This window comes from Chryseobacterium sp. SIMBA_028 (assembly GCF_046535285.1).
GTDB lineage: Bacteria > Bacteroidota > Bacteroidia > Flavobacteriales > Weeksellaceae > Chryseobacterium.
On sequence record NZ_JAWRWZ010000002.1, the window covers coordinates 203,785 to 228,900 of the forward strand.

General features: G+C 36.0%; 23 protein-coding genes. 16 read left to right on the top strand and 7 right to left on the bottom strand.

What is annotated here, in order from left to right; all coding sequences use genetic code 11:
• Positions 1-9 precede the first annotated feature (9 nt).
• Positions 10-798, bottom strand: coding sequence for a sulfite exporter TauE/SafE family protein (locus SCA31_RS03095; protein WP_410695390.1), 789 nt, complete (start codon positions 796-798; stop codon positions 10-12).
• A gap of 62 nt (positions 799-860) precedes the next feature.
• Here SCA31_RS03095 and priA point away from each other — a divergent pair, with 62 nt between their 5' ends.
• From priA to SCA31_RS03110, 3 genes are all read left to right on the top strand, one after another.
• Positions 861-3,308: a primosomal protein N' gene (priA, locus tag SCA31_RS03100; RefSeq protein ID WP_410695391.1), complete on the top strand. Its 2,448-nt coding sequence runs from the start codon at positions 861-863 to the stop codon at positions 3,306-3,308.
• Positions 3,309-3,469: 161 nt separating this feature from the next.
• A complete protein-coding gene (gene dacB, locus SCA31_RS03105; RefSeq protein WP_410695392.1) occupies positions 3,470-4,939 on the top strand; it encodes a D-alanyl-D-alanine carboxypeptidase/D-alanyl-D-alanine-endopeptidase in 1,470 nt (489 codons plus the stop codon).
• Between the two features lie 87 nt (positions 4,940-5,026).
• Positions 5,027-6,958 carry a M1 family aminopeptidase gene (locus SCA31_RS03110; RefSeq protein ID WP_410695393.1) on the top strand — a complete coding sequence of 644 codons (1,932 nt, stop codon included), beginning with the start codon at positions 5,027-5,029 and terminating at the stop codon, positions 6,956-6,958.
• Between the two features lie 39 nt (positions 6,959-6,997).
• Here the strand turns inward: SCA31_RS03110 and SCA31_RS03115 are convergent, their stop codons facing one another.
• Positions 6,998-7,876, bottom strand: coding sequence for a cupin-like domain-containing protein (locus SCA31_RS03115; RefSeq protein ID WP_410695394.1), 879 nt, complete (start codon positions 7,874-7,876; stop codon positions 6,998-7,000).
• 158 nt (positions 7,877-8,034) lie between these two features.
• On the opposite strand from SCA31_RS03115, the gene kbl reads away from it, so the two are divergent.
• The 4 genes from kbl (at position 8,035) to gldG (ending at position 12,419) form a co-directional block, all read left to right on the top strand.
• Positions 8,035-9,231, top strand: a complete 1,197-nt coding sequence (gene kbl / locus SCA31_RS03120) for a glycine C-acetyltransferase (RefSeq protein WP_332560389.1) — start codon at positions 8,035-8,037, stop codon at positions 9,229-9,231.
• A 172-nt stretch (positions 9,232-9,403) separates the two neighbouring features.
• On the top strand, positions 9,404-9,955 hold the full coding sequence (locus SCA31_RS03125; RefSeq protein ID WP_410695395.1) for a CopD family protein: 552 nt from the start codon (positions 9,404-9,406) through the stop codon (positions 9,953-9,955).
• Positions 9,956-10,015: 60 nt separating this feature from the next.
• Complete coding sequence (locus SCA31_RS03130; RefSeq protein WP_410695396.1) at positions 10,016-10,744, top strand: ABC transporter permease subunit; 729 nt, start codon at positions 10,016-10,018, stop codon at positions 10,742-10,744.
• Between the two features lie 4 nt (positions 10,745-10,748).
• The gene (gene gldG, locus SCA31_RS03135; protein ID WP_410695397.1) at positions 10,749-12,419 is read left to right on the top strand and encodes a gliding motility-associated ABC transporter substrate-binding protein GldG; all 1,671 of its coding nucleotides are present in this window, start codon (positions 10,749-10,751) and stop codon (positions 12,417-12,419) included.
• 119 nt (positions 12,420-12,538) lie between these two features.
• Here gldG and SCA31_RS03140 read toward each other — a convergent pair whose 3' ends face one another.
• The 3 genes from SCA31_RS03140 to SCA31_RS03150 all read right to left on the bottom strand — a co-directional run bounded on the left by SCA31_RS03140 (position 12,539) and on the right by SCA31_RS03150 (position 14,587).
• The gene (locus SCA31_RS03140; protein WP_410695398.1) at positions 12,539-13,354 is read right to left on the bottom strand and encodes a DUF2314 domain-containing protein; all 816 of its coding nucleotides are present in this window, start codon (positions 13,352-13,354) and stop codon (positions 12,539-12,541) included.
• Positions 13,355-13,407: 53 nt separating this feature from the next.
• On the bottom strand, positions 13,408-14,046 hold the full coding sequence (locus SCA31_RS03145) for a hypothetical protein (RefSeq protein ID WP_410695399.1): 639 nt from the start codon (positions 14,044-14,046) through the stop codon (positions 13,408-13,410).
• Between the two features lie 112 nt (positions 14,047-14,158).
• Complete coding sequence (locus SCA31_RS03150) at positions 14,159-14,587, bottom strand: DUF4268 domain-containing protein (RefSeq protein WP_410695400.1); 429 nt, start codon at positions 14,585-14,587, stop codon at positions 14,159-14,161.
• Between the two features lie 143 nt (positions 14,588-14,730).
• On the opposite strand from SCA31_RS03150, the gene SCA31_RS03155 reads away from it, so the two are divergent.
• The 4 genes from SCA31_RS03155 to SCA31_RS03170 all read left to right on the top strand — a co-directional run bounded on the left by SCA31_RS03155 (position 14,731) and on the right by SCA31_RS03170 (position 16,618).
• A complete protein-coding gene (locus SCA31_RS03155; protein ID WP_109620007.1) occupies positions 14,731-15,138 on the top strand; it encodes an RrF2 family transcriptional regulator in 408 nt (135 codons plus the stop codon).
• A gap of 88 nt (positions 15,139-15,226) precedes the next feature.
• Positions 15,227-15,349, top strand: a complete 123-nt coding sequence (locus tag SCA31_RS03160; protein ID WP_410695401.1) for a hypothetical protein — start codon at positions 15,227-15,229, stop codon at positions 15,347-15,349.
• Between the two features lies 1 nt (position 15,350).
• Positions 15,351-16,238, top strand: coding sequence for a sulfite exporter TauE/SafE family protein (locus tag SCA31_RS03165; RefSeq protein WP_410695402.1), 888 nt, complete (start codon positions 15,351-15,353; stop codon positions 16,236-16,238).
• A gap of 89 nt (positions 16,239-16,327) precedes the next feature.
• Entirely contained in the window at positions 16,328-16,618 is a 291-nt protein-coding gene (locus SCA31_RS03170) for a putative quinol monooxygenase (RefSeq protein ID WP_076353985.1), read from the top strand.
• A gap of 134 nt (positions 16,619-16,752) precedes the next feature.
• On the opposite strand, the gene SCA31_RS03175 is transcribed toward SCA31_RS03170, so the two are convergent.
• Entirely contained in the window at positions 16,753-18,069 is a 1,317-nt protein-coding gene (locus SCA31_RS03175) for a T9SS type A sorting domain-containing protein (protein WP_410695403.1), read from the bottom strand.
• Positions 18,070-18,245: 176 nt separating this feature from the next.
• On the bottom strand, positions 18,246-19,058 hold the full coding sequence (locus SCA31_RS03180; protein ID WP_410695404.1) for a choice-of-anchor J domain-containing protein: 813 nt from the start codon (positions 19,056-19,058) through the stop codon (positions 18,246-18,248).
• Positions 19,059-19,154: 96 nt separating this feature from the next.
• On the opposite strand from SCA31_RS03180, the gene SCA31_RS03185 reads away from it, so the two are divergent.
• The 5 genes from SCA31_RS03185 to SCA31_RS03205 are packed head-to-tail and all read left to right on the top strand — an operon-like array spanning position 19,155 to position 25,114.
• Positions 19,155-21,269, top strand: a complete 2,115-nt coding sequence (locus SCA31_RS03185; RefSeq protein WP_410695405.1) for a TonB-dependent receptor plug domain-containing protein — start codon at positions 19,155-19,157, stop codon at positions 21,267-21,269.
• Positions 21,270-21,282: 13 nt separating this feature from the next.
• Positions 21,283-22,416 carry an HmuY family protein gene (locus SCA31_RS03190; protein ID WP_410695406.1) on the top strand — a complete coding sequence of 378 codons (1,134 nt, stop codon included), beginning with the start codon at positions 21,283-21,285 and terminating at the stop codon, positions 22,414-22,416.
• Between the two features lie 22 nt (positions 22,417-22,438).
• A complete protein-coding gene (locus SCA31_RS03195) occupies positions 22,439-23,317 on the top strand; it encodes a hemin ABC transporter substrate-binding protein (RefSeq protein WP_410695407.1) in 879 nt (292 codons plus the stop codon).
• Positions 23,301-24,341 carry a FecCD family ABC transporter permease gene (locus SCA31_RS03200; RefSeq protein ID WP_410695408.1) on the top strand — a complete coding sequence of 347 codons (1,041 nt, stop codon included), beginning with the start codon at positions 23,301-23,303 and terminating at the stop codon, positions 24,339-24,341. The genes SCA31_RS03195 and SCA31_RS03200 overlap by 17 nt, the downstream gene beginning before the upstream one ends.
• Positions 24,341-25,114 (top strand): heme ABC transporter ATP-binding protein, encoded by a 774-nt coding sequence (locus SCA31_RS03205; protein ID WP_410695409.1) that lies wholly within the window; start codon positions 24,341-24,343, stop codon positions 25,112-25,114. Before SCA31_RS03200 ends, SCA31_RS03205 begins: the two co-directional genes overlap by 1 nt.
• The last annotated feature ends 2 nt before the right edge of the window (positions 25,115-25,116 follow it).

Below are 25,116 nucleotides of genomic sequence, written 5' to 3' on the forward strand. Positions count from 1 at the left end.
TAAATTTATCTAAATATAGGTTTTGATAAAGAAAACAGTAGTAATTATGAAATTGAAAATCACAATTCCGGTTCTTAACTTCACATGATCAATTTTTTTAGTAAAATGTGCTCCAAAATAACCACCTAAAATTGTTGCTGTCATCATGGTACACGTTTCTGGCCAATATATTTTCCCTGCTGAAATAAATAAAATAACAGCAGCAGCATTTGCTATTCCTGTAAAAAGAGTTTTATTAGCATTAATCACTTTAATATCTGATAATCCAAATAATGACCATACTGCCATCATCATAATCCCTACTGCTCCGCCAAAATAACCACCATATATTCCTAAAATAAATTGAGCTCCTAATACCAATCCAGAGCCAATATGTATTTTCTGTCTAAGCCAATTGCCCATTTGTTTCCCAAAGGCAAAAGCAAGTGAGCCTAGTAAAAGAAGCCATGGAACAATTAAATTAAAACCATCTGAAGGAGTATATAAAAGCAATAAACCACCTACGAACCCGCCTAATAAAGTAGGGATAAGCATTGTTTGTATTGATATACTAGGAAAAGGCTTAATATATTCCCTGAATTTCCATGCGCTGGCCAGACTACCGGGAAATAATGCTACTGTACTTGAGGCATTGGCTTGAATAGGAGGAACTCCTGCATAAATGAATGCTGGAAAAGTAATGAAAGATCCACCACCTGCCGCTGCATTAAGTGCTCCAGCAATAAGGCCAATTAAAAATAATAAATATAGTTTTCCATGAAAAAGAATCGTAAATAAAGTTAGGTCAAAAAAAGGCAATCATTAATAAAAGATTGCAGTTCTCTAAAGAAAAATTTAATTTTACACTTTAAATATTTCCCTTGCAATACACTCAGATTGTTTTACCATTGAATTTAAAAGGATCCTTTACCTATAGGGTTCCTGAAGAACTAATGTCTGAAATTCAGCTGGGGATGCGGGTTTTGGTGCCATTTGGAGGGAAAAAGATTTATACGGGAATTGTTTTTGAACTTCATGATCTTGCTCCGGAGAATTTTGTAGCTAAGGACGTTATCAGTATTTTAGATGATAAACCAATACTTCCCGAAGAGCAGATCAGCTTTTGGAACTGGCTTTCCGAGTATTATTTATGCAATCTTGGGGAGATTTACAGGCTTGCTTTTCCATCTTCTCTAAAATTGGAAAGTGAAACCTATTTAAAATTAAAACCAGGAGTTGTTGTTGATTTTGAAAACCTTGATGTCAATGAAATGTATCTGGTTCAAGCGTTGGAAGTAAGACAGCTGGTGAACCTTACAGATATTGAGGCATTTATTCCTAAGAAAGAAATTATTAAAACCATCAATTCACTTATTGATCTGCAATATATTGAGATCGACGAGAAAATTGCTGAGAAATATAAGGCAAAAGAAGTTGCCTATGTGAAAATTAACGGAGATATTCTGAACAACCAGAATCTTACGGAAATTCTTTTAAAGCTAAATAAAGCTCCCAAGCAGAAAGATTTGTTTCTTCTTATTTTGGAAAAACAAACCGAAAAACCTGATCTTCATATCAAGAAAGCTGATTTGTTTGAAGATGGCTATTTCGGAAGTTCCCATTTCAAGGCATTGGCAGACAAAGGTCTTGTTGAGGAATATTATATGCAGAAAGACAGGATTGAAAGCTACGAGGGGGAAATTGAGGAACTTGAGGAGCTTTCTGAGCAACAAAAAATAGCAAAATCCGAAATTGATGAAGCCTTTGAAGAGAAAAAGAATGTTTTGCTTCATGGTGTAACATCATCAGGAAAAACTCATATTTATTTAGAGAAAATAGAGGAATGTGTGAGAAATGGACAAAATGTTCTGTTTCTGCTTCCTGAAATTTCATTAACTAAGCAAATTACCCAAAGACTAGAAAAGAAATATGGCAGGCAGTTAGGTTTTTACCATCAAAAGCTGACTGATTTTGAAAGGGTAGAGGTATGGAGAAGAGTTAAGCAGAATGACATCCGCATCCTTGTCGGAACCAGAAATGCCTTGTTTTTACCTTATCAGAATCTTGGGCTGATCGTGGTGGATGAAGAGCATGATTCTGCTTATAAACCAAGAGAAGTTTCCCCGTATTTTAATGCTAAGGACGCTGCCTTGGTACTGGGTGGTTTATATGAAGCGGGAGTAATTCTCGGATCTGCAACGCCATCTGTGGAAAGCTATTACAGGGCCAGAAAAGATAAAATGAAATACATCTTCCTGGATGCAAGGTTTGGGAATGTTAATCTGCCGGAATATGAACTGATCAATTTTAAGGAAGCTCAGGAATCTAAAAAAGTTTCCGGAAATTTTTCTTTAAGACTAATTGATGAGATTAAGAAAACGGTAGATGAAAAAAATCAGGCAATTGTTCTTCATAACAGACGCGGCTATGCTAATGTTGTGGAATGTGAAACATGCGGTTACGTTAATTACTGTTCCAATTGTGATGTGGTAATGACCTATCACAAGGCTGCCAATGAAATGAAATGCCATTATTGCGGACAAAGAGCCTCAAAACCCAAAACCTGCCCGAAATGTAATTCTGAAAAACTGAACGAAAGAGGAGTAGGGGTAGAGCAGATTCATGAAGAAGTTTCCAAAATATTTCCCGAAAATGAGGTGGATAGAATGGATGTAGATTCTATGCGTAAAAAATTTGCCTACGAAAAATTATATGAAAAAATTGAAGAAGGAGAAACAGATATTGTGGTAGGGACGCAGATGATTTCCAAAGGGCTGGATTTTGATCATATAGAATTGGTGGCCATTCCTAAGGCTGATTCCTTATTATATGTACAGGATTTCAGAGCTGAGGAAAGAGCCTATCAATTAATAACGCAGGTTTCCGGAAGAGCTGGAAGAGTTTCCGGAAAAGGAAGAATCCTTATTCAGACCTATAATCCTGATCATTCTGTATTCCAGCTGATCAAGATGAATAACCCGGCAAAGATTTATAAGTATATCCTGACAGAACGCCAGAAATTTAATTATCCGCCGTTTACCAAGCTGATTATGATTGAACTGAAGCACAGAAGAGATGATAAAGTAGATCGTGCTTCTCAGTTTTTAGGCTCAATTCTTAGAAAATACCTTCCTGAGGATTGTATTTTAGGTCCGGAAAGGGCACAAATTGCAAGGCTAAATAATTTATATCAATTCCAAATTCTATTAAAGTTACCCCGTGGAAAAAACTATGAAAGGTTTAAGGGGTTGGTTTTGATAAGTTTGAAAGAATTTGATGAAATCACTGCTTATCAAAGCATTAAAAAAGATGTTTTTGTTGATTTTTAACAATTTTTAACAAACTTTACACTCTTTTATAAGACGGCTATGGTCCGTTATATAACAATAATTTCTACTTTTGGACGTTGATTAAGTGTTTGGCTCTTTAATTGAATGATTTAACTTATCATTTTTTATAGCGTCCAAACTATAGAACAAAAAGAAGATAGATGGTAAATTTCAGAAAATATATTTCAAGCGCAGCGGTATTGGCTTCTGGTTTTTTCATGGCTCAATCTACCGTTTCTACTGTTCTTTACTCCCAAAATTATGACAATCAGAAAAGCAGCTTAAACCTGCCGTCACCTGTTAGTACAATGGTGGAGAAGACTGTATTGTCTGCTAAAGAACTTGTAGATATTAATGTAAACACAATGATGGCGGATCCCGTGCTGAAAAATGCAACCTGGGGATTCGTAGTGTATGACCCGAAAACGAAGAAAGTAATCTCTTCGTACAATGAGAGTACTCCGTTGGTGCCGGCTTCCACTACAAAGCTTTTAACTACAGAAACAGCTTTAAACCTTTTGGGTGAAAATTATCGCTGGATGACTCAGCTGGAGTATTCAGGGACTGTTGATGAGAACGGAGTTTTAAATGGAAACCTGTATGTTATAGGAAGCGGTGATCCGTCCCTAGGAACAAATAAGGCAGGAGCAGGATCCTACAGAGATATTATCTCAGATTTCATAGGTGGTGTTTCACGTGAGGGAATCAAAAAGGTAAATGGTGATATTATTATTCAGACAGCGCTTTTCAAAGGCAATATTTCAATGCTTCCGGAAAATGTTGTATGGCTAGAAAATAATAATTACTATCTGCCTGCAGGAACAACCCAAGGGATTAACCCGGCTAATGAAAAACTGATCGTAAAGAAAGGGGGTTTCTCTACAGAAAAGAAATTTTTCTATGTTTCGCCTTATGCCCATCAGATGGTATATGCGGAAAAGTATGAGGGAGATGGGATTTTAACAACAAAAATTCCTGATGCACCAGCTTATCTGGCCAATTCATTCAGAACAACACTGGTAAAAAGCGGAATTCCTGTTACCGGAAAAGTAACTCCTAAAATGACAGATGCTGTTCCTGAGAGTAGAAAAATGATCTCAGCCTACAAATCTCCAACCTTGAGTGATATTGTATACTATACCAACCAGCATAGTGATAATTCATTGGCAGAGGCTTTATTAAGAACAGTAGGATTCCAGAAAATGGGAGATCAGACCTCAGAATCAGGTAGAATTGTAGTAACAGATCACTTAAAAGATGCCGGTTTTGATATGATAGGACTCAATTATATGGATGGAAGCGGACTTTCCAGAAGTAATAATGTAACTCCAATTTCTCAGGTGAAGTTTTTAACTTCTTTGATGGATGAGAAATATTACAGATCATATTTAACTTCTCTGCCCATTGGCGGACAATCCGGAACTTTGAAAAGAATGTTTATCGGAGGGGGAAATGGACAAATTTTTGCTAAAACGGGAACTTTAAATAAAGTGAAAACATTAGCAGGATATCTGAAGACCAATTCTGGTAAAACATTAGTATTTTCATTAATGGTAAATAACTATTCAGGATCTGTGGATATGGTGAAGAAAAGAATGGAAAAAATCCTGGAACCCGCTCTGGAACTTTAATACGTATTTATTTTATATATTATAAAGGCCTTTTAATCAATGATTAAAAGGTTTTTTTTATATTTGAATTCTATAATATTTTCATCTATGAAAAAAGTTTACCTCCTGATGTTGGGTTTTCTGGTATCTCAACAGTTGTATGCACAAACACAGGACCAGAATATTGAAATGAAAGGATTGATTAAAAAGGAAAAGAAATCCTTTGCCAATAGAATGGTTGTAGGTAATGTCAATCCTAATACACTCAACTATGATCTTCGGTATCAAAGAATGGATGTGAGTTTAAACCCTGCTGTTAAAAATATTTCCGGTTCGGTAACTTCCCATTTTAAGCCTAACCAGAATATGGGAAGTATTTATTTTGACTTTACCAATCTGTTATCAGTGTCTCAGGTACAATATCATGGAAACAGTATTCCTTTTCAGCAGTTGCCTAGCAAGGAAATTAAAATAGATTTTCCGGCTGCCATTGCAGCCAATACATTAGATTCACTTACGATTCATTATGCCGGTACTCCGGATCCGTATTATAATACTGTGATGACAGGAACCCAGGGAGGAACCCCTGTTTTTTCTACTTTAAATGAACCTTATGGAGCACAGGATTGGTTTCCCACCAAGCAAAGTCTGAATGATAAAATTGAAAGAGTTGATTTTAAAATTACGACCCCATCACAATACAATGTGGCAGCAAATGGTAAATTGATGTCTGAAACCAATCTCCCTGCAACTTCACAGAAGCTTACTTTTTGGAGAACCATGTATCCTACTCCTGCTTATCTGATTGCATTGGGAATTACCAATTATACAAAGCTGAACAGCACCATCGGAAACCCGCCATTTCCTTTTGTAAACTATGTTTATCCCGGAACAGCAGGTAATCCTACATTGGTGTCCAATATTGAATGGACAAAGCAGATCATGGAGGTTTATGAGACATATTTTGGTCTTTATCCTTTCCGTGATGAAAAATATGGACATATGGAATACCTTAATGGAGGAGGTATGGAGCACCAGACGATGTCTTCTATGAGTGGTTGGGGTAAAGGACTTATCGCTCATGAGCTTGCTCACCAGTGGTTTGGAGATAAAGTGACTTGCGGTGCCTGGAATGACATCTGGCTGAATGAGGGATTTGCAACCTTTGGAGAGCATGTAACCAATGAAAAACTTTTGATGACCAATGCAGAGTTTATGAACTATTTGGCGAATCAGACCAGCTATATTACCGGTACAGCAGGAGGAACCGTGTATGTTCCTGACGCCAGCCTTACCAATGTTAACAGGATTTTTGACAGCAGACTTTCTTATGCCAAAGGAGGTTATGTTTTAAGAATGTTGAAATGGATTTTAGGAGATACAGCTTTTTATCAGGCTATTAGAGACTATCACGGAAGACCGGCCTTGGCTTATAATTATGTGCGAACTTCAGATTTTAATGCATCGTTACTTCAGTCTACAGGAAAAGATTTTACAGGATTTTTTAACGACTGGGTATATGGAGAAGGATATCCTACTTACAATATAAAATGGAGACAGCTTGGAAATCAAGTACTGTTTAATGTTTCCCAAACGCAGAGTATGCCGTCTGTAAGTTTTTTTGAGTTGCCTTTACCCATTAAAGTGACCGGAACCGGAGGGCAAACCACTTATTTGGTGCTGAATAATACCTCAAATAATCAAAACTTTACGGAAGCTATCACTTTCCCGATTGCAAGTATTCAGTTTAATTATGAGTATCAGATTCTACAAAAGAATTCAACAGTAATTCAGGATGCTAATCTGAGTGTTTCCTCTGTAGAGAAAGAAAAATTTGGTTTATATCCTAACCCTGCAAAAAATGAACTTTACCTTAACGGGGTTGATAAAGCAACAGACTACACAATTTATGCTATAGATGGAAAACTGATCAGAAAAGATATCTATCAGCCTGGTAAAGCAATAGGAATTTCAGAATTGGTTCCTGGTACTTATATTTTCACCGTAAATGAAAAACATATTAAATTTATTAAGCATTAAAAAATCTATGCCCAATTAGGTCCTAATAAAAAGAAGCTTTCAGATTTGAAAGCTTCTTTGTTTTCTGGAAGCTTTAGCCCCTCTTTCTCTGGCAATTTTCACTTTATATCTAAACCATTTTTCCTTAAAGACATAGCGCATAGCATTGTCGAAATTCCTTATAATAACCAAATTTTTAAAACCATACCATTTTTCAAGAAAACTTGAAGGAAGTGCCCGGACAGATATAGAATATCCTCCGGTTTCATACTGTATGTAATGCCACCATCCGGCGGGAATGTAAAGGGTTTCACCAGGTTGAAGAATAGCCTCATAACCATTTAAGTAGAGGAGTGCCGGATACTCCCTATAATCAGGATTCTTAATATGAGTCAAACTATGGAAGTTATAGGGTAGTCTATACAGTAAATCAGACTGTTCAGGGGGAAAGAGCCAGATTCTTTTGATTCCTTGGAATTGAGTGATAAAAACATGAGACATATCAATGTCAATATGATTTCGGGTAGCAGAACCTTGTCCTCCAAAGAACATAAAGGGGAGCCATTTCAATATTTTACCGTTGGTAACATCATTATAAAAAATATCATTCTTAAGTTCGGGCTTAATGTTTAATAAATTAAATAAAAAAAGACGGTGTTCCGTGGGAGTAGAATCTATCAAATTCAGATATTCCGAAAAAGAAGTCTGCATAATAGGATCACTTGCTACTCTGTCCATGGAATCCAGTTCACTGCCATATATATCTACCTGATGATTTCCTGCTATTTCTTTAAAATATTCATAATTCCACTTTTTAAAGGCCGGACTTTCGGGATCTACAAAATCTTCAAGAATAACAGGAGTCTTGGGCTTCATATATTCATTTATAAAGGTTTTTGAAACTATTTTCTTTATTTTCTGTACCGGAATCAATTGCATATTCTGAATTTTAAAACAAATATAAATATTATCCTACTAATTTTGTAGACTAATTATGTTAAAAACTCATTCTTGAATCAAATTTTAGAATTAAGCCTATAAAAGGTTTTATTTTACTGCCTTTTTAGTAAATTAGCACATCTAAAAAATTACTAAAAATGATTTCTGAAAAATACCTACAACATTTACAGAACGAACTTCAAAATATTGAAAATGATGGACTTTTCAAAAAAGAAAGAATCATCACTTCTCAACAAAGTGCGGAAATTGAAGCTAACGGAAAAAAGCTTTTGAACTTTTGTGCCAATAATTATTTAGGATTATCCAACAATCCGGAGGTAATGAAAGCTTCTCAGGATATGATTGAATCCCACGGATATGGAATGTCATCTGTACGTTTTATCTGTGGAACACAGGATATTCATAAGGAATTAGAGACAAAGATTGCAAACTTCCTTGGTCTTGAAGATACTATTCTTTATGCTGCAGCTTTTGATGCTAACGGAGGTGTTTTTGAGCCACTATTTACTGAAGAGGATGCTATTATTTCAGATGAACTAAACCATGCTTCCATCATTGACGGTGTTCGTCTTTGTAAGGCTGCAAGATACCGTTATAAGAACAATAATATGGCTGATCTTGAGGCTCAATTAATTGCTGCTTCAGAAAAGAATCACCGTTTCAAAATTATTGTTACTGACGGAGTTTTCTCAATGGATGGTATCGTTGCTGATCTAAAAGGTGTTTGTGACCTTGCAGACAAGTATGATGCTTTGGTAATGGTGGATGATTCTCATGCTACCGGTTTTATCGGAAAAACAGGTCGTGGAACTCATGAAGCTAACGAAGTAATGGGTAGAGTAGATATTATTACCTCTACATTAGGAAAAGCTCTTGGTGGTGCTTTAGGAGGATTTACCTCTGGTAAAAAAGAAATCATCGATATGTTGAGACAACGTTCTCGTCCTTACTTATTCTCCAATTCATTGGCTCCCGGGATTGTAGGGGCTGCCTTGAAGGTATTGGATATGATTTCAGATGATACTTCATTACGTGATAAAGTAATGGAAAATGCAGAATATTTCAGAACAGAAATGAAGGCCAAAGGTTTTGATATCCCTGAAGGAGATGCTGCCATTGTTCCTGTAATGCTTTATGACGCGCCTCTTTCTCAAAAAATGGCGGAAAAATTAATGGATGAGGGTATTTATGTAATTGGATTCTTCTATCCTGTAGTACCAAAAGGAAAGGCAAGAATCAGAGTTCAATTATCTGCAGCTCATACTAAGGAGCATCTTGATAAGGCCATTGCTGCTTTTGAAAAGGTAGGAAAAGAATTGGGTGTGATTTCTTAATTTTTGAAGTGAACATTATCCATACAATATAATCTTCGGCTCGGGGCAGCTTTGCTGCCCCGAGCCGAAGTGTTTTCTATATAAATACAGTTTAATTATATTTTCCTGATCAAAAGAAAAATATTTTTAACAATTACATAATAAGCTTATCTTTGCTGTTAATTTTTTCTGAATGCTTTATACAATAATCAAAGCGCTGCATATTATTTTTATGGTAAGCTATTTTGCAGGGATTTTCTATCTCGTAAGAATCTTCGTTTACTATAAGGATACCGATGAATTTCCGGAAGAAAAAAAGAAAATTTTGAGGGAGCAGTATACCTTTATGGCCCGCAGACTGTGGAATATCATCACGGTTCCGGCCGGAGTTATTATGGCGGTATGTGGATTGGTCATGATCTTTTTAAATCCGGGATTAATGAAGATGGGTTGGTTTCATTTAAAACTGACATTCCTGATCGGGCTTGCCATTTATCACTACTGGTGTTGGAAGAAAGTACTTCATTTAAAAGTGCTTAACGGAAATACTTTGGAAACTGCCAACATCAAATTGAGACAAGCCAACGAAATTGCTACATTCATTTTGTTTCTTGTTGTATTTACTGTGATTTTAAAATCTATGGCAATTACATATTGGTGGCAATTAATTATAGGATTTTTCGTTCTTGTATTTCTGATCATGATGACTGTAAAACTTGTTAATAAGAATAAAAAAAAGAAATAATTGTGAAAGTAGGAGATGTGTCCTAATGCATTACTACTTATTACATTCTACTAAAAAACTATGATTGCAATTTTAAAGAAAGAACTTTGGAGTTACTTTGGAAACTGGAGCGCATGGGTAATTATTGCTGCATTCAGTTTGATCGCAACTCTTTTCCTGTTCTTTTTCGACAACGATTCTAATATTTTTGAGATCGGGGCAGCATCGCTGCAGAGTTATTTTGTTTTGGTTCCGTGGCTGTTGATGTTTATCATTCCGGCACTTTCAATGAAGACTTTTGCCGAAGAGCAACAAACCGGAACACTGAACTGGCTCTTTTCACAACCGTTAAAGGTTTCAGATCTTGTAACAGGAAAGTTCCTTTCAGTATGGATTGTTGGGATTTTATGCCTGATTCCGTCATTGATTTATCTGTATACCGTCTATGTTTTAGGAGTTCCGGAGGGAAATATTGACCTGGGAATGACTTTCGGAAGCTATATCGGACTGATTATTCTAATTGCTGCTTTTTCAGGAGTAGGAATTTTAGCCTCTTCATTATCACAAAACCAGATCATGGCTTATCTGCTGGGCGTTTTCATGTGCTTTATTATGTATTTTGGAATCGAGCAGCTGGCGAGCTATAAATTATTAGGAGGAGCAGATTTTATTCTTCAGAATATAGGGTTCTATCAACATTTTCTTGGCTTTACAAGAGGTCTCATAGATTTGAAGGATGTCGCCTACTTTATTCTGGTGATCGGTGCTTCATTAGTATTATCTAATCATTTTATTAACAAAAAGAAGTAGAATTATGAAGAAGATCAATGCTAAATCTCCATTTGGGATTCTCTTATTTGCTATTGTTCCTTTGGTTATTATTCTGACCTATTCAGGGATCAGACTGGATTTGACAAAGGAAAAAAGATACACCCTTTCTGAAAGTACCATTAAGGTACTGAAATCCGTTAAGAAGCCTTTAACCGTTGAGGTTTACCTTGAAGGGGACTTTCCTGCAAGCTTTAAACAGCTTCAGGGAGAAACAAAGTTTATGCTGGAAGAATTCAGAAAGATTAATTCAAAGATCGATTTTAAATTCATCGATCCGGTGAAGTCTAAAATACCTGCAGATAGCTTGGCAGCAATGGGAATGCAGCCATCATACCTTCCAGATTCCAAGGACGGAAAATTCTCACAGATTACTATTTTCCCATATGCTGTTATTAAATATGACAAAGCAGGAGTTTCCATTCCTTTAATTGTTCAGCAAACAGGGATAGATGCTGATCAGCAACTTACAAGGTCTGTTGAGGGGTTAGAATACAGCCTTGTTTCAAATATTAAAAATATTGCTGCTGATAAAAGAAAGAAAGTAGGAATTTTGGTTAATCAGGATGAATTAAGCCCTGATGAATTCCAGGGATTCGTACAATTGGCAATGGAAAATTATGATGCAGGCCCCGTTATTCCTAAAAATCAAACAGAGCTTAGTCTTGAAGATCTTCCTTTATTGAAGCAGATGAGTGCTTTGGTCATTGCAAAGCCAAGAAAAGCCTTTACAGATAATGAAAAAGTGATTCTTGACCAATATATTATGAATGGCGGAAAAACACTTTGGATGATTGATGCAGTGAATGCTGAAATGGATACTTTAACAAGATCTAAAAAAGTAATGCCTTTTCCAATTGATGTTAATATGACCGATTTCTTCTTCAATTATGGAATAAGAATCAATACTGCATTGGTAAAGGATGTGAAGAAGTTTGCCTTGCTGAAACTGGTAACAGGAGAGGTCAGTGGAAATCCTCAATTTACAAGCCTGCCTTGGCCTTACTTTCCACTGGGGATTGCTGAAAATAATAATCCGATCACCAAAAACATTAACCCTGTAAAATTTGAATTCCCTACTTCCATAGATACATTGGGAGGAAGAAAGAATATTAAAACAAAGGTGCTTTTTGAATCCAGTGAAAGAACATTATTGAAGCAGGTTCCTAATTATGTGGATCTAAAAGAAATTGCCAGCGTAGATAGTCTTGGACAAATGGAAAAGCCAAGTACCCCAAAGATCTTCGCGGTAGCACTGGAAGGGAAATTTAATTCGGCTTATGCTTCAAGGATTGAAAGAAAATCTTATCCTGGCTTTAAGGCAGAAAGCCCTGAAAATAAGATGATCGTGATTGCAGATGGTGATATAGGAAGAAATAAGGTAATTAAAGGAAAGCCACTTCCTTTGGGTGCAGATATGCTAACCAATGAACAATTCGGAAATGAACAGTTCCTTAGAAACGCTTTAGATTATCTATTGGATGACAGCAATCTGATGGAACTACGAAACAGAAACATCGAAGAAAGACTTCTTGACAGACATAGAATAGAAGAAGAGAAAACCAACTGGCAGTGGCTGAATTTACTGCTTCCTCTGGCTGTTATCGGGCTAATTGGAGGTTTGTTCTTCTGGTTAAGAAAGAAGAAATTTGGATAGAACATAAAAAGAGAAGCAAGATGCTTCTCTTTTTTTATTTCGGAAAATGATGCTAAAAAAAAATAGGCTGCTTCATGAATTGAGGCAGCCTATTTTTATTTGATTTTAAGTCTTGTATTTTAATTTTCTAGTACCGGAATAATATGTTCCCAGTTTAGCTGTTTTGCATAGTCCAGGGCTGTTTTACCAGCTTTTGATTGAATATTTTTATCGGCTCCGGACTCTAAAAGCACCTTTAGGATAGTTAGATTTCCGGCAATTGTTTCCTTATGTAGAAGACTAAGCCCGTCTTCATCTATATATTGAATGTCATCAGGATTTTGTTGTAAAAACTCGACAAATTTTTCTCTCATGTTTTTACTCATCGGGTGCTCAATAAGATTTTCAGGTTCTTCTTTCTGCTTATTGACGATCAGGATATCATTAAAGTCTCCAAAGTCCATCTGCCATGCGTTATCATGTTCTTTTCTTTCTGCATCAGACATATCTGAACGCATCTTTTGGATACTAAACCCGCCATATGTTTTCGGAAGAGGTTCTGTGGAGGAAAAAAATAATTTAGAAAGTCCCTTAGGTTTCTGTACACTTGGGGTAATCGCAAAAAGCCAGTCGCTGATATCTGTTAAAGGAATTTCAAAATAGCCTCCCACTTCTACACTTTTAAGATCATTAGGCTCATTAATCAGGTATCCTTTTACAGTGTCCCCATCAAAATTAATGTCATTGATCCACATATGCTCTACAATGGTTTCTCCAGCTTCATTTTTTTCTGAAAATGCTGCTTTTACGCATGAAACATTCAATCCGGGGATAATTCTCTTGTATTCCCAAGATTGTTCCCTCCAGAAATATTTAAAGGTTTCCTGTGCTTTTTTGAATGCTTTTGTCATTTCAGGGTCATTCCCGTCAGCAAAAAAAATTGGATTGTCTTCCATATACTAATTTGGTGTGTGTTTGGTGTAAATAGCTGTAATCGTACCTTTAAATTCTAGTTTTGATAAGCTTCCTTGGGGAGCAATGTGGCGGTTTTATAATAACTTAGGTCTGTTGAGCGTTGTTCCTGAAGCTGCTGGAATGTTTCAAATTCATAATGGGCCCAATTTTGTTCATTATCAGGATCCGATGTTTTATCAATGGCAAGTTCCAGATTTCCATCTTCTTGATAGCTGCATTCTATGGCTGCATATTTTTCGCCGTTTTCATCCGTAGTATACCAACACTTTACTGTTTTTTCAAGCTGTGGTTCCTGTGTTTCATTATCAATAACCTGTGAACAGAGAAAATTTTCAGGATCATCAGTTTTAAAAACAGTCTTGGAGATTAAAGGTTGATCATCTACAGACAAGGAATAAAGTTTGTTTGTAGAAATAATAAATCCGTCAGCAGATTCTCTTTTTTCGATGTCAAAGAAGTCTGACTTTTCTTTCAGATAATTAAGAACTTCATCCTCATTTTCATTATCACTTAGAAAGTAATTGATATTATATATACTGTCATCGTTGATAAATTCAATCTCTTTCAGTACATCCGAGTCACCATCATAATAATACAGATGATATTCATTAAGCTTTACGGCATTGCTTTTGGAGATGACTTCTCCAAAAATGTTTTTGTACACTTTTCTCATTTTTAATCATGTTATTTAGTTTCATCTATTAGTTTAAGTGGTAGGTGACAAAGATAGGTTTTCTTTTTTATCTTAGCCTAAAGTGTAAAACGGTATTTATTTCATAAGTATATTAGATGTCCTTTATAAAATCCTCATATTCGTAATAGAACCTTTCAAATCCGTCCATTTTGTCGACAAAGAATTCAAAAATTTCTTGCCATGTATTTCTGTTGAAAATTGAAACTTCATGCTTCTCTATCCAGATTCTGCTGATTACTTTTCCATTTTCCAGAGTATAATATTCATCTTTTTGAAAATCTCCGATGAAATCTTTTAAAATATCTTCCAGAGACCAGATTTTTTCATAGTAAGCATTACGGAAAATTTCATCTTTCATTTCGATATCCAGAGAAACCTCTGCTTTTTTATTGTCTGCGGAAAACTTAAAGGCCATATCCTTGACCTTAGTGTCATATAGGAGCCATTTTCTGGGGAATGATTTTCCAAAAGCTGTCCAAAACTCCTTTTTTAATTGCTGTGCTTCTTGTTTACTGAACATAGGAGCAAACTTAATGATTTAATAGCAAAAAGGCAAAAAACTAAGGATGTACAATAGGGAAGAAGGATAAATTTGCCGGGTCGCTTTTTTCAATTTTCCCTTTTCATTTAAACATGTTAAACAATTTTCTTACTTTTGCTGTGATGCTTTCAAAAAAATCTCAATATGCGTTTAAGGCACTTTCATATCTTGTAGAAAAGAGAAATGAAGGCCCAATTCTTATTTCCGAAATTGCGGAACATAAAAAGATCCCTTTAAAGTTTTTAGAAAATATTTTGCTTGAACTAAAAAAAGCAGAAATCCTTGACAGTAAAAAAGGAAAAGGAGGAGGGTATTTTTTAAAGGAAAAACCTGAAAATGTAAAATTAGCCAAGATTATTCGTCTTGTAAATGGTCCCATTGCAATGCTTCCCTGCGTAAGTTTAAACTTTTATGAAAAGTGTGAGGACTGTAATGAAGATCACTGCGGATTGCATGATGTATTGATCGAAGTTCGGGATGCCTCATTGAATATTCTTGAGAAAAAAACTTTAATGGATCTGGTCGACTGACCTGATCCTTTTTTTTGAATTATTAGTCCACTTGTTTGGTAGGATAATATTTTTATTGGATATTTGTAGAACTTCAAATGAATAAACTATGATTCCAAAAGAAGATACAAATAGGGTGAAACAGGCTAGAATAGAGGCGTGGAGCAGTACTGCTGCTACGGCTTATGATACAAGCAAGAATATCGAAGCAGCTAAACCAACAATTTTGTAGTATGGTTATTTCACGGAAAATTCAGATACGGCTTAATGTCCTTTTTGTCACCATTGCAGTTTTGCTGATTACATTTTTTTCAATGTACGAATTGGGATATTTGGATGAACTTTTCAGTATTCTGGCCAAGGATAACCATATCTTTTACTGGATGCTTCTGGTGGGCGTTTTTGCAGAAATTGTAGCCGGATCAATGGGAATGGGATATGGAGTGATTTGTACCACTACACTTTTGTTACTGAACATTCCACCGCATATTGTAAGTGCGAGTATTCATTCCGCAGAAAGTTTTACAACAGCAGCAGGAAGTATAAGCCATATTAAACTTAAAAATGTAAGTAAAAGTCTGGTAAAGAAGCTTGCGATTCCGGCGGTGATTGGCGCGGTGATTGGCGCTGTCAGTTTAACCTATCTGGGAGAATATTATGCTAAGATTACCAAGACTATTATTGCATTTTATACCCTATATCTTGGAATTCAAATTCTATCCAATGCTTTTAAGGAAAAACAAAGCAAGGCTCTTAAAAGAAAAACAAATCTTACCAGGCTGGGAGTGATTGGAGGTTTTATAGATTCCTTTGCTGGAGGTGGATGGGGACCGCTCGTAACAGGAACATTGATAAAAAATGCCTTTACCCCAAGATTTGCAGTCGGAAGTTCTACAGTAGCGAAATTTATCCTCACTCTTACCGCTGCCATTACCTTTTTTCTTACCCTTGGAATTCAGCACTGGAATATTATTCTTGGGCTGCTAATCGGTGGAATTATTACTGCCCCTTTTTCTGCTATGCTTACGGCAAAGCTTCCTGTGAAGAAAATGTTTCTGGTAATAGGAATTCTGGTGATTGTAATGAGTTCTATAACTATTTATAAATCAGTATTCAGTTAAAAAATATTGATCTATATTGAAAAATAAAGGAGATAAAAATATATTTGACTTCGAAAATATTCTACTTTTACAACACTAAATATTAAAACATGAATTTACATATCATTGCACTTTTTAAGTTTAATGAAAATTATTTGATGGAAGCAGTAGAGCTGTTTCAGAATCTTGTAAAAGAAACCAGAAAAGAAGAAGGCTGCCTGCAGTATGACCTTGTTGAGGATAAAGACAATAAAGGAACTTTCTTTCTAATTGAACTTTGGGAAAGTGTTGAACATCACAACAGACATAACGGACAGGATCATTTGCTTGATTTCCGTAAGGATGCTTCCAAGATCATGGAAAGCTCTGCTCAGGTTTATAAGGGATTCAAGATCTATTAGAAGCAAGTGATTAAGGTATTTTACCTGATTATTAATCTCAAAATTTTTTGGTCTATAAAATACAAAAGGCGATTTCAGAATACTGAAATCGCCCTTTTATTAGAAAAAATAGAAAGTATTAGAAATAAAATATTTTATTTTACGATAAGCTTTTTCGTCTCAGAATTGCCTCCGTAGGTGATTTTTACCAGATAGTTTCCTGATGGAAGATGAGATAAATTCATATCCTGTCTGTAGAATCCAGCTTGATTGCTTAGCTCTGCAGAATGTACCTTTTTTCCTGTAAGATCATATACTTCTACACTGCCTTTATTATTTGTTTTTTCCTTTACATCAAAAAGAACGGTAACTCTTTTATCGGCTGTAGTAGGGTTGGGGTAAATTCCAAAAGAAGCCTTTTTACTTACCTCAGTAATTCCCAGAGTTTCTGTGATTTTTTTGTATTTAAAATACATATTACCAGTCTGGGTACCTCCATTGGAAATAAAATACATTCTGTAATAATCTGATCCTTGCTTTACGTAATAAACAGCATCAGAATGAACTCCCATTGTAGGCTTCCAAGAGTGACCAATAGTAGTGATATTAGTGGAAAATGCAGAATTTGCCGGAATATTAGATGTTGCTGTTTCCTGCACTTCAGGTCTTACCTTTGCTACAGAAATATTCGAATTTTGAATTACTCCTGCCATCTTGTATTTCATTGTTTGTGGATTCCCTTGTGGATCTACATAAGGATAATCTGTATAATATCTTGTAAACATTAGATTCCATGCAGATCTAGGTGGCTCTTGATTAGGCACTGTTGTCCCGGATGTAAAAGAGAAATAGTTAAAGTAGGAATCATCTGTTCCGTTAGGAAGTGTTCTTGTCTCCGTTGGTCCCCAAGCAGAACCATTCCACTTAGAATATTTAAAAGTATATCCTGCATATGCATCTTCAATCGCAAATTTGATATATTCGTCTGAAGGGTATTTTAAAACAAAGATTGCTTTTCCTATAATATGATGGTTGCCTGGGTTATATACTCCCCAACCTGTTGAAGGGACGTTAGGGTTAGGGCCTGTGACAGGTCCCTGTTCAAAAGCTCCCTGGCTTAAATCAGTGGTCTGATCCGGGTTATAAAGAGGTTCTCCCCAAGATGCTTCATTACTAAGGCTGATGTTATCCCAGTCGGCCATATTGACTGATGCAGTGTATACTTCGATACCATGGGCGTCATTAATTCTTGAGCCAATAGAATACATTGAGTTTCTGTAAAAAGCTACATCCCATGTGCTAGCAGGCTTTGCTACGATATTATTGGAAGCAAAGTCAAAAAATACACGGTTCTGATAGCTATTTCCCATAGAGAGATTAACCGTTGTATATCCGTTAGCATCTGTTTGTGCCAATACTGTTTGTTGAACAGAAAGGGCAAACAAAGAAGATAAAAGTAATTTTGTTCTCATAACTTATTTTTTTCAAGTCCTTATTTAGAATGATTCCACAAAAATATATAATTATTTTTAATCAGTCTAAATAAAAACATGATTTTTATCGTGTTTTATTTGAATTAGGAGCATAAATAAGCCGAAAGGAATACTCCTCTCGGCCTTATTAAAAGTATGTAATAGTCTAATAAACCTTATTTTTTAACGAATTTCGATTGAACGGTTTTTCCATCAGCGGTTTCAATAGCGATGAAGTAAATACCAGTCTGAAGTCCATTGATATTAAATTTTTGTCCTTTCAATTTCCCCTCTGCTACTTTCTGTCCTGCAGAAGAATAGATTTGAATGTTTTTAGGATCTTTTTTCACGACAAAGTCAAGAGATGTATGGTCTGCATTGACAACGAATTTAACTTCATCTTTTGAAATTGCCTTGTCAGCAACTCCTAATGAAGCTGTTGTATCATAAATAACATCATCAATTTGTGCAGCTACGTGCATTGCTGTAGGAGTAAATTTAAAGACAATATAAGACGATGCAGATGCAGGGATCGGTACACTTATATTCAGGATAGCTCCAATGGTACTTACTGTAATTGGATCTCCTACTGGAACAAAGGTTGACATGTCTGTAGGATTGGATGCTAATCCTATTTGAATGGTTGCAGGGCCAGGTGATGGAGTTATTAATGTTGTCGTAAACTTTAAGGTCTTGTCTCCCGCAGGAGCCTGAATTTGTGGAGAGATTAAATAAGACGAATCTGAAGGGTTAGTTCCTGAATAGGATTGAACAGCTTTGTTCGCAGTATTGGTTACTAACATTCTTGGCGGAACAGGAAATGGAGCTGTATTGGCAACCATAGGGGCTACTACTGCAGACCAGCCAAACTGAGGGAAAGTTGTATTCCCGGCAGTGAAGTTATTGAAGTTTTCATTGATGGTGGGAACTTGTGCCTTAGCGGTAAACGCTGTAAAAATCAATGCCCCTAAAAGTAATTTTAGTTTCATACTCTTATATTTATTTAGAATTATTACACAAAAGTATATATTTATTTTTAATGATTCTAAATAAAGTTTTATATTTGTCGAAAATTTTAAAGCCTTATGCAGAAGAAAGTGCTTTCCATTCTATCATTATCCATTGCCTTTTGGATGAATGCACAAACAAAGGATTCTCTTAATCAAAAGAAAATTGAAGAAGTTGTCATTACAGGACAATACATGCAACGATCTATCAGCAAATCTATCTATAAGGTTGAAGTAATAGATGCACAGCAGATCAAAAACATGGCTGCAACCAATGTTGCGGATGTTTTAAATCAAAGTCTTAATATACAAATCACACCAGATACCCGCTCCGGAAACTCAACAGCCAATATGATGGGGCTGGATGGCAGCTATGTTAAAATCCTGATTGATAATATTCCCGTAGTAGGAGATACAGGCCTAGGAAGTAATATTGACCTTACCAAACTATCATTGAATAATATCGAAAGAATCGAGATAGTAAAGGGAAGTATGGGGGTAGAATATGGAAATGGCGCACTTGCAGGAGTAATCAATATCATTACGAAGAAAGGAAGTTCAAAAAAGATCAGTGTAAGAGCTTCGCTTCAGGAAGAAACCGTAAGGAATAACTATGATATTAAGAAAAAAGGAAACGGAAGACACATTCAGAATGTAAACGTAGACTATAATATCGACGATAACTGGTTTGCCAATATTAACTTCAACCATAACCAGTTTATGGGCTATGAGGGAAATAAAATGGGTTATAAATACCTAGAACGTGATCTGAAAAGAGGATATGAATGGAACCCTAAAGACCAGTACGATGCCTCTGCTTTGATCCGATATTCAAAGAATAAAACTTCTTTCTATTATAAGCTTTCCTATTTGAATGAGAAATTTAATTTCTATAACCCTGAAGTGAATGTAGATCCTCTAAATGATGGAAATGGCGGGGCTTTATATAGAAGTGTAGATAGAAAATATAATACGAACCGATGGATACATCAGTTTAATATTCAGACCAATCTGGGACATATTCAGTATATGGGAGATTTTTCTTACCAAAGTCAGGATAGAAAGTTCCAGGATTATAATTATGATATTCCTAACAGGTCTATCATAAACAAAGATGAAGAGCTGTCTTATTATAAAACCAATGTCATGTATTCAAGAGGGATGTTCAGTAATTTCCTTGATAATAAAACCTTTGATTTTCAATTGGGGTATGAGTTAGACTACACGGATGGCTACGCTTCATTAATTGCCGGTAAATTTTTCACGGAGGCTATCAAAAGAACTCTTTTTACGTATTCAAACTTCATTTCTGCAGAATGGAATATTTCTGATAAGTTTTCTGTAAGACCGGGAGCCAGACTTTCGGTAAGTGAAAAATTCAGTAATCAGTTTAATTATTCCCTTTCTGCGAGATACAAAACTTCTGAGAACTCCAACTTGAGATTGGTAGCCGGTACAGCAAATCGTTTTCCTACCTATGAGGAGCTTTATACATTTTTCGTCAATCTTAACCATGATATTCAGGGAAATCCTGATCTGAGCCCTGAAAAAGGATTCTCTACAGGGGCATTCTGGGATCAAAATTTTACCACAGGAAATGATTGGAAGATTGCCTACAGTGTAAGCGGATTATATCTTGATGTAAGAGACAAAATAGAAATGCTTCTTATCAAAGATCCTTCTACTTACCAGTTTAGAAACATGGACAAATATAGAAATATGTTGTTTTCAGCAAATGTGGATTTCAAAAAAGACCAGCTGGCCATTGGCTTAAGAGGGGCATTGGGAGGAACCTCGGTTGCTATGAAATCAATGTATCACACTTCACCTACAGATTATCAGTTTCAGGCACAGGCAGGGGCTACTGTTAACTATAAACTGCAAAACCCGGGAACTTCATTTGCCCTTTATTATAAATATACAGGTCCGGGAAGATTATATGTGTTTGAAAATGAAACAAATGGATTCAAGCTTGGAAAAACTGACGGTTTCCATATGATGGACTTTATTGTAAGTCAGCCTTTCTGGAACGACCATGTGGAGCTTTCTGCGGGAGTGAAAAACATCTTTGATGTTACCAGTATCAATTCTACGGCTATGAAAGCAGACGCTCATGCTACCACAGCTCCTACTGGTATTGTGAATTTATATTATGGCAGAAGCTATTTTGCCAGATTAACATTTCAATTTTAAATAATAAGTTACTATGAAATATGTAAAAATATTTTCTATTCTTTCCGTAATGTTAGCGGCACAGTCTTGTGTTTCTGCTGATGAGGACAGGGTTCCTGCACCACCTATTACAGGTTCTTCAGTGAATGTACCCATAGGAGGAGCTACTGAGCCTAATCAGGTGTGGATTGACCTGAGTGATATGGTTAAAGATGAAAATGAGCCCAGAAAAACCATTAATAAGAGAACAGATTGGGATCTTGGATTTTATAGTGGTGATGATTTCAGGGTAATTATAAACGGATCACTGGCAATGACAGTAATCAAAATACCTAATGCTACGGATATCAGCAAGGTGAAAGAAGCAGACATAGAAAGTTTAAAAGACATTGCTCAGGTAGGAACATTTGACGCTGAGAATATGAAGTACATCGATAACCCGAATGGTCAATTCTTAACTCAAACTTCAGGAATTGAAGCGATAAAGGCAAATGATGCTGAAAACCCTATCTATTTAGTTAATTTAGGAAGAGAGATTCCTTCTGCTAATAATATCGGTGCGGGTTCTGTTTCATTATCAGGTGATCCTAGAGGATGGATGAAAGTACAGATTCTAAGAGCTGCTAACGGGTATAAAATTCGTTACGCGGATATTAATGCCGGAAGTGAGGGGGTTAAGGAACATATTATAACAAAAGATCCTGAATATAATTTTGCTTTTTTCAATCTTAAAACAGGTACCCCTGCAAAGATTCAGCCTAAGAAAAAAAGCTGGGATATAGCCTTTACAACATTTACCAATGAAGTATTTATGGGACCTGGAAGCAGTGCCGGCAGTTACTTTTATGCAGACTTTATAACCACCAATACTCTTGACGGAGTGGGAGCCTATCAGGTAAATGTTACGGGTAACCTTGAGCAGGCCTATGCTGCATTTAAATTAAAGGATGTAGATGCAAGCAAATTTGTGTTTAATGATCATAGAGCCATTGGAGATAAATGGAGAACCACTACCGGTACGCCGGATAATCCTGTTCCATTTGTATATGCAAATCGTTTCTTTATTCTGAAAGATACAAATGGCTTTTATTTTAAACTGAAATTCAGTTCCATGAAGAATGTAAAAGGAGAACGTGGCTTTACAGGCTTTGCATTCGATCCATTATAAATAAATCAAATAATAGTATATCATGAAGAAATTTATCCTTGCAGCTTCTGTTCTTGTAGCAGTGTATTCGTGCAAAAAAGAAGAAGGTGCTAAAAAAGAAAATACTACAGAAACTACTTCTGAAGCTCCAAAAACCAATAATAAAATTGTAACCCTAAACGGTGGTATTACTGAAATTGTAAGCGCTTTGGGTCACGAAAAAGAAATTGTTGGAACTGATGTTACCAGTACTTATCCTGAAAGCTTAAAAGCGACAGCTAAAGATTTAGGCCACGTAAGATCAATGACCATTGAGCCGATTATGGCAGTAAGTCCTACTTTGATTCTTGCTTCTGACAAAGACATCAACCCTGAATTATTAGGAAAAATCAAAACTTCAGGAATCAAAACTGAGGTTTTCAAGCAGGAATATACCGTTGAAGGAACTAAAAAGCTGATTGAAAGCGTAGCAAAGGCTATTGGAAATACAGACTATCAAAAATTAAATGATAAAATAGATGCTGATCTGAAGCAAGTACAGCCATTAACTAAAAAAACAAAGGTATTGTTCATCTATGCCAGAGGAAATATGCTGATGGTTGCCGGTAAAAATACACCAATGGCATCATTAATCAACCTTGCAGGAGCAGAAAATGCAGTAACTGACTTTGAGGATTTCAAACCATTAACTCCGGAAGCCGTTGTAAAGGCTAATCCTGATGTATTGTTCTTCTTTGAAACAGGATTACAGGGAGCAGGTGGAAACGAAGGAGCGCTTAAAATGCCGGGAGTTTCACAAACCAATGCCGGAAAAAATAAAAAGATCATCGCAATGGATGGAGGGTTAGTTTCAGGTTTTGGACCGAGACTAGGAGAAGCAGTAGTAGGATTAAACAAACTTTTAATTGAAAACACAAAGTAAACTATACTTTTATCTTAGCATAAGTGCCATATTGTTGGTTATTCTGGCAATTGTGGCACTCAATATTGGCGTTTATGATTTCAATGGGGTATCACCCTTCAAGATGTTAGGCCAGTTTATAAAAGGAGATCCCAATTTATCGTTAAGTGACAAATATGTGATCTGGGAGGTAAGAACATCCAGAATTATTATGGCAATTTTGATAGGAAGTATGCTTGCCGTTTCCGGAACTACATTGCAAGGGTTATTTAAAAACCCATTGGCTACAGGGGAAGCAATAGGTTTAACATCTGGAGCAACACTATTAGCCGCATTTGCAATTGTCTTGGGAGGTTATTTCAAGCAATATCTGCCAGAGATCATCCAGTTTTCATTAGTAGGTATTTCTGCTTTTCTGGGAGCTTTAATGGCGATGATGCTTGTATACAGAATTTCCACAAGCGCAGGAAAAACAAATGTTGTCATGATGCTGTTAAGTGGTGTAGCCATTACATCGATCGGATTTTCAATTACAGGATTTCTGATTTATATCTCAAAGGATGAACAGCTAAGAGACCTTTCATTCTGGAATATGGGAAGCCTGGCAGCCGCAACATGGACAAAAAATATTGTCTTAACAGTGGTGATCATTATTTCCTATATCATCTTACTTCCGAAAGGAAAGGCATTGAATGCCATGATGCTGGGTGAAAGAGATGCTCAGCATTTAGGAATAAACGTTGAACGACTGAAAAAGCAGATTGTAATTATCACTTCCCTAATGATAGGAACCTGTGTGGCATTTTCAGGAACCATTGGTTTTGTAGGTCTTATTGTACCTTATATTTTAAGACTCTTATTTAAATCAAACTATGTTTTTATTTTGCCGCTGTCAGCAGTTTTAGGAAGTATTTTACTTTTGATTGCAGATACCATCAGCAGAAGCATTGTGGCTCCATCTGAACTGCCGATTGGTATTTTAACCTCTTTGATCGGAGGACCTATTTTTATTGCTATTTTAATTAAATTTAAAAAATCACTCTAATGATAAAAGCACATCAGATCAATTATCTTCACAAGGATTTTAAAATTCTTGATAGTGTGGATGTCTCTTTAGAGTACGGAGAGTTTTTAGCAATCGTAGGGCCCAATGGAGCAGGAAAGTCGAGTCTTTTAAGTATTTTGGCCAATGAAGTAAAAGAAAGAAAGTCTAATATTCTATTTAAGGAAAAGCCCATGGCAGATTGGGAGGTAAAGGAATTATCTCAGCATAAATCCAAATTTTCTCAGCACAATTCCAATGAAATTCCCTTACAGGTAAAAGATGTTGTTATGATGGGAAGATATCCCTATTTTGATGCACAGCCCGGAAAGGAAGACTTGGAAGCCATGAACAATATGATGTATGAAACGGACATCTTTCATCTAAAAGACAGAGACTATAACACGCTGTCAGGAGGAGAAAAACAACGTGTTCATCTTTCAAGAGTAATGGCTCAGCTACAGAATAAAATAGCCCACAAGCTGGTTTTTTTGGATGAACCTTTGAATAATCTGGATATAAAACATCAGTATAAAGCACTGGAAATTATTAAAAATTTTACCCAAAAAGCCAATAGTGCTATTGTTGTTTTACATGACCTTAATCTTGCAGCACAATTTGCAGACAAGATCTTATTAATGAAATCAGGAAAGGTGGACGCCTATGGAACCCCAGAGGAAGTTTTTACCGCAGATATTATAAGTAAGGCCTATAACTTTCCCTGTACCATTTGCGAACACCCCATTACCAATAACCCAATGATCATTTTTGGATAACC